Raw genomic sequence first — 13,261 nt, 5'->3', positions numbered from 1 at the left:
ATAATCTTTAATAATAAAAGGGCGAGTTTAAAACTCGCCCTTTTATTTTGATTATTTATTAAGGATACTTTTTATTTTTTTTGAAGAAATTGAATGCTCTCATTATTTACTCCGACAACATAATATGTTGTATTTTTAATTGTAATCTTATTCATAGATCTTGCTGGTCCGTCAATAGAAAAACCTCTATTAATATCCATAGAAGTGTAAAACTGTCCCTTTTTATTATTTAATAATAACACGCCGTGAGAAGCGTCTAATCTACTTAATTGCGTATTTACTTCATATATATTTCCTGCCATTAGCACATCCTTAAATCCATCATTATTAAAGTCTACTACAAGCATTGTATAAACTGAAGTCCATTGTGCAATTGTTGGTAAAGAGGAAATTTTAAATTTACCATTCCCTAAATTTTCAACATAACTCGAATTTAAATTATACAACTCTCTTTTATCCGCTGCTTTTAATAAATTAGATGAAAAAACAGTATGTAAATCTGCTTTTGCAAACATATTATAACCTAAGAATTTTTCTTGCAATTTTGGAATTTGCTTAAATAAATCATCTTTGGTTGCAAATAATATTTCCTTTTTTAAATTGTAATATGTTATAATTGGATCATTCTTTCCGTTAGCGTCAAAATCGTTTAAATAAAGTCGCATTGGTTCTGTTTTACTAGCTTTAAAAACTGAATTTTGACCCCAGTTTCCAACTACATAATCATCATCACCATCATTATCAAAATCCGCTTTTACAATGCTATTCCATAATCCATTCGAAGATTCTAATTCGGTGTTTTTTTGCTGAATAAATTGTTTTCCATTATCATTTAAAAAAACAGTAATTGGTAACCAATGACCCACAACTATTAAGTCTGAAAAGCCATCTTTATTTACATCAGTCCAAACAGCATCGTGAATGCTTCCAAAATCTAGAAAATCTTTCGCTTTTTGTTTGGTTACATCTATAAAAATGCCATTTCCTTTATTCTCTAACAAATAACTTGTAGCTTTTTTTCCATATTGAGTTGGAACAGAATTTGAACCCATAAATAAATCCAAATCACCATCGCTATCAAAATCATTTGAAATTACTACCGAAGCATTTAACTCAATTGTTGGAATTGCTTTTTCGTCCTTTTTAAATATTCCATTATTGTTTTTATACAATCTCGGTTTTAGCATATTTCCGCTTTGAAATTCATCACCTCCGCCAACAACAATTAAATCTAAATCGTTGTCATTATCAGCGTCAATAAAAATGGCATTGCTATCCTCACTAGCAATATCCTTTGCTATTTCTGGTTGAATACTTTCCAAAAACATTCCATTTTTTTGTTGAATAAACAACATGCTTTTCTGTTGCTTTGCGCCACAAATGAAAACATCATCTAAACCATCGTTATTAACATCTGCAACGGCTATTTTTGGACCTAAATTAGAAAGCATAAATGGCACTAGAGGCTCTCTTACAAATCCGTACGAATCGTAATCGAAGTGTTTATACTTAAATTTAGGTGTAACATTTTTTATGAATGATATTTCTTCTTTTTGAACTTTTTTATAATAATCTCCGCTTGCTTTTTCCTGCTCAAATAGTACAGATTGATTGCTTTTTACATTTTTTACAACATCAAAAGTTTTGTCTGGCCAAATTACATGTAATGAATCTATTTTCGTGATATTTCCTAAACCAAAATGTAGGTTTGGTGGAATGGTTGACAAATAACCTCTTGTGGTAAAATTTTCTGCATATTGCATAGTTGCGCCTGTAAATATTTTTACTTTGGCTCCAATTCCAAAAATATTAGCTTTATTTCCTTTGAATTTAACCTTCAAATAATTTGATGTTTTTGTTGAAGTGTTTTCATAAACAGAACTGGGTTCATTAAGTTTATTAACTACCAAGTCTAAATCACCATCATTATCCAAATCAACGTATACAGCACCATTGCTAAAAGTTGGTTTGCTTGAAAACCATTTACCATTCATTTTTTCAAACGTTAAATCGCCTTTATTTTTAAAAATGAAATCAGCTGTTTTAACTTGAGGAATTTTTTTTATGTGATCCATTTCAATATTGGTCATTCCTTTATTAATATTTTTTTGAATTTCTTTATCCGAAATAAAATGTATAAAATCCATATTGTTTGTAGCTCCATAAATGCCATTTGCAATAAAAATATCTTTAAAACCATCATTATCAAAATCGGCAAACAACGCTGCCCAGCTCCATTCTGTTGCTGTTATTCCAGCCGCAAAACCAATTTCACTATAATTGCCATTTTTTAAATTTACGTGCAATGTATTTTGCATATACTGCGGCGCGTATCCATTTTTTAAAAATTGCAAATAATCTTGGTATTGATATTCGGTTCCTGAAGATGTGTATGTTACTCTATCTTCTGGCAACATATCCACCGACAAAATATCGGTATATCCATCATTATTAAAATCGGCAACATCATTTCCCATAGAAAAATGTGCCGTATGACCTAAACTTTTATAGTTTTTAGAAATTTGATCTTTAAATGTTCCGTTTTGCTGATTGATATACATATAATCGTTCTCCAAAAAATCGTTTCCAATATAAATATCTGGCCAGCCATCTTGATTAAAATCGCTAATAGCTAATCCCAGGCCGTAACCTGTTAAACTACTAAAAATTCCTGCGCTTTTTGTAACATCTGTAAAAACACCATTGTCATTTCTCAATAATTTATCTCCTGCCGGAGCATCTTCTACAAATCTAGAATACCTGCCAAAAGTAGCACTTGGATGAACCGATTCATTTTTCATTAAAAACATGTCTAAATCTCCATCCAAATCAAAATCAAAAAAAGTTGCTTGGTTGGAGAAAGAAGCAAAGTTTAATTGATATTTTTTGGCTTCATCTTTAAAATAAGGAATCCCATTTGTATCAATTCCTTGATTTATGTATAACTGATTTTCACCTTTAAATAAAATGTTATTGTTTACTTGGCAAACATAAATATCTAACAAACCATCATTGTTTATATCTACAATAGTTACTCCGGAAGACCAACCTTGTTCTCCTTCTAGATTAGCTGCTTTTGTAACATCTTCAAATTTTAAATTCCCTTTATTTAAATAAAATTTATTTGGCTTTTGGTTGCCAATAAAATACAAATCGTCAAGTCCATCATTGTTAAAATCGGCACATGCGATTCCAGCTCCGTTATAGTAATACAAATAAGTTAGGATGTTTAATTCTGGGGTATCTTTAAGTTCATTTGTAAAATCAACACCCGATTGTTGTGCTGTTAATTCTTTTAAAAGAGTGTTATTATTTGTACCCTTATCACAGGAAAATAAACTAATAAACGCAACAAAAAATATAAAATGCTTGTAAAAAGTAATCATAATAATAATTAAAAAAATCCTTAAAAAAGTTATGTAAATAAAAGGATTTTTTTAGAAATTATCATTCTTTTTTTGAAAAGTGTATAAAATAAATTAACCAAAATTTTAAATAAAATTAAAATATTTTTTAGGTATACTTTAAAAAAAATATTTAAAGTATGTATGTATTTAGATCCAGCTAATTTTCCATATACTGAAAATTGAAAGCAACCACAAAGGGGAAAGACGCCCATATAATTTCCTATCAAGGATTCCCAAACAAGTTGGCAATTTCATTTTGGGTGAAATAAAAACTAGTCCCTGATATTTTACTTTTGAGATTACTGTGGTTAATTTTAAAAAGTATTTTATCATCCAATTTGCTATATTGAAATTTTACAACAGTATCAACATCGGTTAAAATAATTACTTGATGGCTCCTAAACTTTTTAAACCCATTATTTATAATGTTATAAACGGTGTCTTTATTAGGAAAATGAAACGATTTTTCTGTTTTAGTCCCGTTAGAATTTGTATCGGAGTAAACAAAAGTATACATCTCATCCATTTTTATCAATTTTAATGAATGTTTCCCATTTTTAACACTCCCAATTTCTTGAGCAAATAAAATTGTTGAACTGAATAATAAAAAAAATATTAGTTTAAAACGCATCAATTATTAAATAAATTTTGGTAAAACCCTTCACAAAAGGATGCTAATCTACTGATATTTTTTAAATACCAAAGAGTATATCTTATTTAATATTGAATTTGTTCGCCCTTTCAGATTAATTATTAAGCCTTCGATCCATTTCTTGCGCTGCATAGGCGGCAACATCATCGGCATATTTACTCATTCCAAAACCAGCATCGTACCCTAATTCTTTTGCAAGTTCATGCGAAATTCGTGGTCCACCACAAATTAAAATTACTTTATCTCTTAATCCTTCAGCCTCTAACAACTCCACCAGTTCAATTAAATTTTTAATATGAACATCTTTTTGTGTTACAGTTTGCGAAACCAACAATACATCTGCTTTTAACTCTAGGGCTTTAGCAATAAATTCTTCATTGGTAACTTGAGATCCCATATTTAATGCTTCAAACATTTCGTAACGTTCTATACCATAATGCCCCGCAAAACCTTTCATATTCATAATGGCATCAATACCTACAGTGTGTGCATCCGATCCCGTACTTGCGCCAATAACTACTATTGGTCTACCAATTCGTTCTTTGATAAACGCATCTGTTTGATGCATATCCATTGCTGATGAAGCTACTTTAGGCACATTAATAGCACTATAATTTACAACGTGAGTTGAGTTACCATAACAGTTGAAAAAGGTAAAACCTTCCATTAATTCTTGGACAAAAACCACTTGCGGATTCTCAAATCCCATTTTACGCATTAATTGTTTTGCAGCTTCAATGGCTTCTTCTCCTTTTGGAACAGGAAGTGTAAAGCTAAGTTGCACTTTACCATCGTTCATGGTATCTCCGTATGGTTTTACCTTGGTTAGATCTAACGTTTTATCAAAATCATTTGAGTTTGTTGAATACAGTCCTCCACTCATAATTCAGTTTTTTATTTTATTCTGAAGATATATTTCTTTCAAAATTAATTCAATTTTTTATTCATAATGGCTACAAAAGGATTATAATAATTTGCTCCTTTTTCTACAACTCCTGCTAAACCCTTGCCTCCATTTAACGGACGTTTAATATCCGCAAAAATACCTTTTTCAAGAGCTGTAAATAATCCTACTTTTTCAATTTTCTCCAAAAGTTCAATCGCATCACCCAATACTTTTTGAGCTCTTGTTCTAATAATTCCACCATCTTTAAATTCCATTTCATCACCAATATTCTTCATATTATTAAAAATATATTTAGCATTTTCGATAGATAGGTAGCGATCCGACATAAATGGGGTGTGAATTGCTTCGGTTAACATTCCTAGCAATTGAAGTCCTTGACCAGTCCAAATTGCAATCTGATTAAAAAGAGCATCTTGTACGTGACCTTTAAATACGTTTCCCGTCATAAATTTAGTTGGAGGCATATATTTTAAAGGTGCTTTTGGGAATATTTCTCTCGTCATTTGAGCCTGAGATAATTCGTATAAAAATCCGTTCTCAAGGTCGGGATCCATTTCAAAAGCGTGACCGAGACCCATTTGTTCTTCTGGAATACCTGCAACCAAAGCGAGTTGTTCATTTATAAAGTCGGATGCTAATACTGTATGCGCTTCTTGAAAAGCATCGGCCGTAGTTAAATAGTTATCTTCTCCCGTATTAATAATAACACCCGCAAAACCGTTTAAAACACGCGAAAAATATTGATCTACAATGGTGCGTTGCATATTTATATCTCTAAACAAAATGCCATAAAGCGCATCGTTAAGCATTACATCTAAACCTTCAAGAGCACCCATTGCTGCAATTTCTGGCATACATAAACCCGAACAATAATTACACAAACGAATATATCTTCCAATATCTTCCCCAACTTTATCCAACGCCGTACGCATAATTCTAAAGTTCTCTTGGGTTGCCACAGTGCCTCCAAAACCTTCGGTAGTTGCGCCATAAGGCACAAAATCTAACAAACTCTGCCCAGTGGTGCGGATAACCGCAATAATATCTGCGCCTTGACGTGCAGCCGCTTCTGCCTGTACAACGTCTTCGTATATGTTCCCGGTTGCAACAATAACGTATAAATAGGGTTTTGTGCCTTCACCAATAGTGTTAATATAATTTTCTCTTTTTGTTTTTCTAGCTATAATCTTGTCAATACTTTCATTTACAAAAGGTTTAATGGCTAAGTGAATTGCATCCAAATTATTTATTGGAAGCTTGGTAATTTCAATAGTTCCATTGGCAACTTCTTCGGCAATTTCTTGAGGATTTAATCCTGTTTCAACAATAGCGTTACCTAAAAAGAACATGACACCTTGACTTAAAACACCTTTATTTTTTAGTTCATCTATCAAAACATTGGGTAACGGAACACCATTTACGTCAACACCATCAATTCCTAAAAGTCGACACAACGTGCGTTCAACGGCAACAGTGGTATAATTATCTACAAATAGTTGAACCTCTTCAGCAATTTTTTTAGATACTCCTTTAGCATAACCTACCTTTTCAAAATCTAGTCCTAACTTACTTTGTTGCATTTTATTTGAGTTATTTATTTTTAATTATTTAAATGGTTTTGAGCTTTACTAATAATTTCTTGATTAATGCCCAAAATGGTACATATATGAAGTGCTTCGTGGGGCGTATCGCCTATTCCATCATCAATAATAGAATAATCTATAAAGTTATTGATATTATAATTATTAAAAGTTTCTAATGAAATAGCTTGATCCAATCCTTTAACTCTTAATTTTCTACAATGTGAGCTCAATCCACTATAATGCGTTGTGATTAAACTTCTAGTGTTATTTTCAAAAAAGATGTTTGCCACTGCATTTACAATAGCTTTTCCTTCAATAGGATTAGTTGTACGAGCAAGTTCATCGATTAAAATAAGCACATTAGTTCCTTTTAAGGCTTCTTCAACCATTACATTTACTTTTAACATTTCTGAAGCAAAAGATGACAAACCTTCTCCCTCAGATTGCTCATCTTCAAACAAAAACATAATTTTATCTACAATAGCAATTTCAGCAATTTCAGCGGGAATGTAAAATCCGAATTGATATAAATATTGACAAAGAGCTACTGTTTTTAATACAACCGTTTTTCCAGCCATATTAGCACCCGTAATAAAACAAACCGATTTATCTAACTTAATGTTAACTGGTTGAAATTTTTTTTGTTGAAGATGTAGCGTTTGCTTAATTTGTGGATTAAACATTGAAATATATTTTGTAGAACTATCAGAAAAAGTTGGTTTGCAAAGATTCATTTTTTGCGCTTGATTTGCTTTGGCAACAACAACATCTATATGTGCCAAATTGTTGAGCGCAATTTCAAGATTTTTATGACTTATTCTTAATTTTTCGCACAATAAAGATCGAACACCAACTTCTAATACTTCAGCTTGAGCAAATAAAGAATCAAGTTCTTTTAAACACTCTTCTTCAATTTGGTATTGGGTGTTTTTACATGTTTTTATTTTTTTTCGTATGAATGCAAGTTCATCAGAATAGACATCATAAATATAAAAAGAAGGAATATTAGTTTGATGAGGATCTAAAATTTCAATAACTTCTTGCAATGAAGGAAGTTCAATTAATTGAAGTTGATACTCTTTTTGTAAATTGAAAATATCTTGCACAATTATGGCAAAATGTTTAATTTCAAATAATTCAATGTCGTCTAAAACCAGATTTTTTCCAATGTTTTTTATGCTTCCATTTATATCTCTAAGTTGGGAAAGTTTTGTTTGAAGTTTCGTGTAAAACGTACTTTTTAAAACAAGACTCTCTAACACTTTTTCAACTAAATTTAATTCGATTTCAATAGCATTGGCAGTTTGCAACATAGGAAAATCAAGTAAAAAACGTTTACCTACAGACGATTTTAGATCGAGATCTTCAATCATAAATTGTAAGGTTGGCACTTTCGTTAACGCGTTTTTTAACAGCATCTTATAATTTTTTTACGTCGTACACTGGAAGTAACAATTTAAGTTCCAATGCCTCTTTTAATTCATCTGAATTAAGGTTGTAACCCTCGGGAGAAGTTGGATTGATACAAATTGCTATCAATTTGGTTTTTTGCAATACACTTACTTTACCTCCTCTTTTTAAAAATGAATAATACATTTCTGGTGACACAAAAATCTTTGTGAAATCTCTCACTATTATTTCAATTTCTGTTCCTAATTTCTGATTTTTTAGAAATTCAATAAACGAATCTGTAATTGCACCACCTACATAAAAACGTGTTCCAAAATTAAACAAGTTCTCTTTAATTTTTTCACTATTTAAAACGGAATTAATTTTAAGATCAATAACTTCTCCAAAAGGATTTATAGCCCAAACTCCAGATTCTATCTCCATTAATTTATCGACTAAAACTTCCTCCACTTTTTCAATATTGATAAGATTAAAAACATATTCTGTTTTAAATACCAATTGTGGAATATTGCCAGAAACTGTAGCGCCAGTTGTCAAAATCATAGCTTCTGTAACAGTTGGAGAACCACTGCTTTTACGAGAAAGTGCACCGTCAATAATAGTTAAGTCGGCACCATAGTCTTGCATTTTTACAATTAGTTCTTTCAAACTTTTAGTAGTTGTTGGTCCCGATAAAATTACTTTTCCCGAAGTTTGTGCCCTAGCAGTAATCAGCCTGCCTAAAGCAGTTGTTTGTGTGCTTATTTCTAAAACTTCGGCAACCAGCTTTCGCTTCTTGTATAAAAGTTCGGGTGTAACAAATAACATTCCCTCATAAATTTCAATTTCTGGCTTATGTTTGTGTGTAACTTGATCAACACTTTCGCCATCGACACCAATTGAAGTTAACGCTATTTTTTTTGTTCCATTTTTCAATTGAGACAACACGTAGTTTAAACACTCGGTTTTACCAGTATTTTTCTCAAGTCCAACAATAGCCAGACTTTTATAATTTTCTATATCCTTTACAAAAGGCATTTAGTGGTTACCATTTCGTTCTTTACGTTTTAATGAAGCCGGTTCTAGCGATAATTGTTCTCCTTTATGAAGCGCGGCTATACCTTCCGATTTCTTTGCTTTTTCACTTTCAGAACAACTACAATCATTTATATAATTCATAGGCTCGGTATAGGTGGTAATTACACCTTCATAATTTCTAAGAATCACTTTTCCAGGACTTTGAGAAATAATATACTGTGGCATTACTGGAATTTTTCCACCTCCACCTGGGGCATCAACCACAAATGTTGGAACTGCAAAACCAGAAGTATGACCGCGCAAATTTTCAATAATCTCTATTCCTTTAGAAACTGGAGTTCTAAAATGTTCCAATCCCATTGAAAGATCGCACTGATAAATATAATACGGTCGAACACGATTAAACACTAATTTATGAACCAAATTTTTCATTACATGCACACAATCATTTACACCTCTAAGCAGCACCGATTGGTTACCTAATGGGATACCTGCATTTGCAAGTCTAGCTAATGCAGCTTCAGCATCAGGAGTAATTTCTTGAGAATGATTAAAATGCGTATTTAACCAAATAGGATGGTATTTTTTAAGCATTTCAACCAAATTTTCTGTAATACGTTGTGGTAAAACCACTGGTGTACGAGAACCAATACGAATAATTTCTACGTGAGGAATTGCACGAAGTTTACTTATAATATATTCTAATTTAGTATCCCCAACTAAAAGTGCATCGCCACCTGAAAGCACTACATCTCTAACTTGAGGATTATTGGCAATGTATTCAATGGCTTTTTCGATATGATCGTTGGATGTAGATGTATCTGTTTGACCTGCAAATCTGCGTCGTGTACAGTGTCTACAATACATAGAACACATATCTGTAATCAAAAACAAAACTCGATCTGGATATCTGTGTGTTAACCCGGGTACTGGCGAATCTTCGTCTTCATGTAATGGATCTAACAAATCTGCATCCGATTGAATAAGTTCTGCTCCAGTAGGAATAGCTTGTTTACGAACTGGACAATTAGGATTATCAGTATCTATAAGTGTCAAATAATAAGGTGTTATGGCCATTCGCAATGTTGCTAAAGAAGCACGAACGCCTTCTTTTTCACCTTTGGTTAAATGAATATATTTAGTTAAGTCTTCTAATGTTTCTATACGATTTCTAGTCTGCCATTTCCAGTCGTTCCATTGGTCGTCTGAAACCTCTGGAAAAAACTTTTCACGATTATTTATTTTCATTTTAAACATATAATTTTTCGAATAAATTTCTAATTCCTTTTGATTTTCTGATGATATCGAGTGTTAAATCGGCGTGCCCAAAAGCATACCCATTACCCACAATCATATCAATATCTTTTCCAACCCCTTCTGCGCCCAACGCTGCTTTTGTAAAAGATGTTGCCATTGAAAAGAAGTATACACAACCTCTATCTTTCGTAATTAATATGGAAGTCATTTCTGTATTTTCAATGTTAACATTATTTATAACCACATCGCAGCCTTCTTCACCACATATTTCGGTTACTTTCGAATATACTTCCATTACGTTGGTTGCATCGGCAATAATAACGTGTGTTGCTAATTTGAGTTCTTTAATTCTTTGCGCATTTTCTACTGAATATTCAACTACAATTACTTTTCCGTTTGGACCCACTTTTTCCATTGCTTGGTAACAACACAAAATACCCGATTTACCACCACCTCCAATAATACAAACGGTATCATCTTTTTTAACCAAACGATCTACTTGAGCAGGGGCTCCCGCAACATCTAAGGCTGCAAGTGCCAGTTTTTCAGGAATATCAGTTGGTAAAATGGCATAAAGTCCGCTTGCAAAAAGAATTGCTTGTGCATCTACATCTACCTGATCATTTGAAAGATTAATAGTGTGAATCTTATTTATTTTTAGTGGAGTTAAACTCAACGAAACCAAGGTAGCAATGGTGTCGCCTATTTTTAAATTTTTATCTGGAAAGTTTGGTCCAATTTTTTTAACAATACCAATGAGCATTCCACCAGAACCTGTAACCGGATTTTGCATTTTACCACGTTTATTTACAATAGAAAGAATCATTGCTTCCATTTTTGTAACATCGCTATTGCAAACACTTTTAAGCTGAGTAAAACTCGCTGAATCAATATTCAGCGTTTTAACATCAATCAACAACTCATTGTCGTAAATTGACATTGTATTGTCCAATTTTTGAGCAGGTTGAGGAAGTGTTCCTTTAGGTTCAAGTACTCTGTGAGTACCGTATTTATTACCTTTGTTCATTGTTGTATTCAATTATTTACTATTGACAGATGCCAAAACTGGGCACTATTTACCTTTTACTTTTTTGACAATCCTAATATTACTCTTGCCTCTGCTGGAGTTGCAATTTCACGACCCAATTCTTTTGCAATTCGCACAACTTTTTCAACAAGCTCTCCATTTGATTTTGTTAAAACTCCCTTAGAAATATAGGTGTTATCTTCTAAACCAACACGAACGTGTCCGCCGTCTATTATTGAAGCCGCAGCAAGTGAAAATTCAAATCGACCAATACCCGCAACGCAATAGGTTGCATCTGACGGAATACTTTCTCTTAGAAAAACAAAATCACGCAACGTGCCTGAAATTCCACCATTAACACCCATCACAAAATTAAAATGCATTGGCGCTTTGATAAATCCTTTTTTATGAAGGCGAAGTGCCATATCAATCATCGATTTATCGAAAACTTCCAATTCTGGTTTAATGTTTCGTTCAATCATTCGTTCGCCAAAATATTTTATGGTGTTTTCGGTATTTTCAAAAATTTCATCACCACCAAAATTGAGCGTTCCACAATCTAATGTTGCCATTTCTGGATTTAATTCGGTTGGTTCTAACCGTTCATCATTGGTCATACCAACCGCACCACCAGTTGATGGTTGTATAATTACTTCAGGATATTTTTCTTTAATAGCATCCATTACTTCTTTAAAACGGTTTTTATCTTGTGTAGGTGTTCCATCATCAGTTCTAACATGAAGATGAATAATGCTCGCGCCAGCTTCATAAGCAAGTCCTGCTTCTCGCACACATTCTTCAATAGTATAAGGAACCGCAGGATTGTGTTCTTTTGTAACCTCGGCACCAGAAATAGCCGCTGTAATAATTAACTTTTCCATGGTAATTTATTTACGTTGATTTGCTTTTGGTGTAACGCAAGTACCAGTTGCTCTACAAACAACAATAGGCTCTTCTAAAAAATCGCAAGCCGAATCTGAAATATCAGGACGAGGAGCAATAACTTTTCGAGCTTCAAATTTCATTTTACGGCTAGAATTTCCTTCCTCAATAATTTCACCAACTGCTTCTATATAATCTCCTGCGTAAACAGGTGCCATAAATTCAACCATGTCATACGCCTTAAATAGGCCTTCGTCACCATCTCTCAGAATTAGTAATTCTGTGGCAACATCACCAAATAATTGAAGCATTCTTGCTCCATCAACTAGGTTACCACCGTAATGTGCATCATGGGAGCTCATTCTTAATCTTATCATCGATTTTAACATATTGTTATTTTTTGTTATATTACTATATTTTATGTAATTATTTTTATCAAAAAAACAATTTTAATAAATTTTATACAAATATAATTCTAATTTTCTAATATTTGAATATGTGTATTTTTATATTTTAATGATGGTAACATGTGTTTTTTACTATTAAAATTGATAACAAACTGATCGAAAAACAGCAGATAAATCAATTTTTTTCATAATTAATTTACGTATTTATAGTGACCTTTTAAATTGGAAGGAATTTAAAGGAGAATCGAGGAAATCTAAAAATGATTTTCCGAAAAAATTGTGAAAAGATATTGTATAAGGCAGTACCTTTTTTGAATCCTTTATTCATTTTTTAATGAAAAAGGTGTTTTTTGTGTGATAAAATTTTGAAACAAATTATAGAATAACGGTGGATATTAATATGCTATGAAACCCTAAAATATAATGTTTTAGAATTTACAATACTTACAATTTGTATCTTTTATCAAAATGATTTTTTAAAAATGAAATTTGAATAAAAAGCATAAAGGTTAAAAGCAAAATTGCATTTAACGAAATTTTTGAAATTGATAATATTGGACTCGTTTTTATCTTAAGTAATAAGAATAAAATAATGTCGTATTTTATTGCGTATATATAATAATTTTCGTATATTTATCTCATTATGAGATATATAACACTTAAAAATGAAGAGATTGAGGTATTGGAATACCTTCATCGGAATAGCCCTAAT

General features: G+C 32.0%; 10 protein-coding genes. All 10 read right to left on the bottom strand.

The annotated features are described in order from the left end of the window. Window positions 1-71 precede the first annotated feature (71 nt). The 10 genes from Q8S45_RS10205 to Q8S45_RS10160 all read right to left on the bottom strand — a co-directional run bounded on the left by Q8S45_RS10205 (window position 72) and on the right by Q8S45_RS10160 (window position 12,531). Complete coding sequence (locus tag Q8S45_RS10205; RefSeq protein ID WP_305604360.1) at window positions 72-3,386, bottom strand: VCBS repeat-containing protein; 3,315 nt, start codon at window positions 3,384-3,386, stop codon at window positions 72-74. Window positions 3,387-3,630: 244 nt separating this feature from the next. Beyond that, a complete protein-coding gene (locus tag Q8S45_RS10200; RefSeq protein ID WP_305604358.1) occupies window positions 3,631-4,038 on the bottom strand; it encodes a hypothetical protein in 408 nt (135 codons plus the stop codon). A gap of 115 nt (window positions 4,039-4,153) precedes the next feature. Continuing rightward, window positions 4,154-4,942, bottom strand: a complete 789-nt coding sequence (locus tag Q8S45_RS10195; RefSeq protein WP_305604356.1) for an OAM dimerization domain-containing protein — start codon at window positions 4,940-4,942, stop codon at window positions 4,154-4,156. A 44-nt stretch (window positions 4,943-4,986) separates the two neighbouring features. Further along, window positions 4,987-6,546, bottom strand: a complete 1,560-nt coding sequence (locus Q8S45_RS10190; protein WP_305604354.1) for a lysine 5,6-aminomutase subunit alpha — start codon at window positions 6,544-6,546, stop codon at window positions 4,987-4,989. Window positions 6,547-6,566: 20 nt separating this feature from the next. Beyond that, the gene (locus Q8S45_RS10185) at window positions 6,567-7,967 is read right to left on the bottom strand and encodes a hypothetical protein (RefSeq protein ID WP_305604352.1); all 1,401 of its coding nucleotides are present in this window, start codon (window positions 7,965-7,967) and stop codon (window positions 6,567-6,569) included. A gap of 1 nt (window position 7,968) precedes the next feature. Then, window positions 7,969-8,976, bottom strand: a complete 1,008-nt coding sequence (locus Q8S45_RS10180; protein WP_305604350.1) for a hypothetical protein — start codon at window positions 8,974-8,976, stop codon at window positions 7,969-7,971. Then, a complete protein-coding gene (ablA, locus tag Q8S45_RS10175; protein WP_305604343.1) occupies window positions 8,977-10,224 on the bottom strand; it encodes a lysine 2,3-aminomutase in 1,248 nt (415 codons plus the stop codon). 1 nt (window position 10,225) lies between these two features. Beyond that, the gene (locus Q8S45_RS10170; RefSeq protein ID WP_305604341.1) at window positions 10,226-11,260 is read right to left on the bottom strand and encodes an L-erythro-3,5-diaminohexanoate dehydrogenase; all 1,035 of its coding nucleotides are present in this window, start codon (window positions 11,258-11,260) and stop codon (window positions 10,226-10,228) included. 56 nt (window positions 11,261-11,316) lie between these two features. Further along, window positions 11,317-12,141, bottom strand: a complete 825-nt coding sequence (locus tag Q8S45_RS10165) for a 3-keto-5-aminohexanoate cleavage protein (protein ID WP_305604340.1) — start codon at window positions 12,139-12,141, stop codon at window positions 11,317-11,319. Window positions 12,142-12,147: 6 nt separating this feature from the next. Then, entirely contained in the window at window positions 12,148-12,531 is a 384-nt protein-coding gene (locus tag Q8S45_RS10160; RefSeq protein WP_305604338.1) for a hotdog fold domain-containing protein, read from the bottom strand. Between the last annotated feature and the right edge of the window lie 730 nt (window positions 12,532-13,261).

Source organism: Lutibacter sp. (assembly GCF_030692605.1).
GTDB lineage: Bacteria > Bacteroidota > Bacteroidia > Flavobacteriales > Flavobacteriaceae > Lutibacter.
This window is presented reverse-complemented; position numbering and strand designations above follow the sequence as displayed.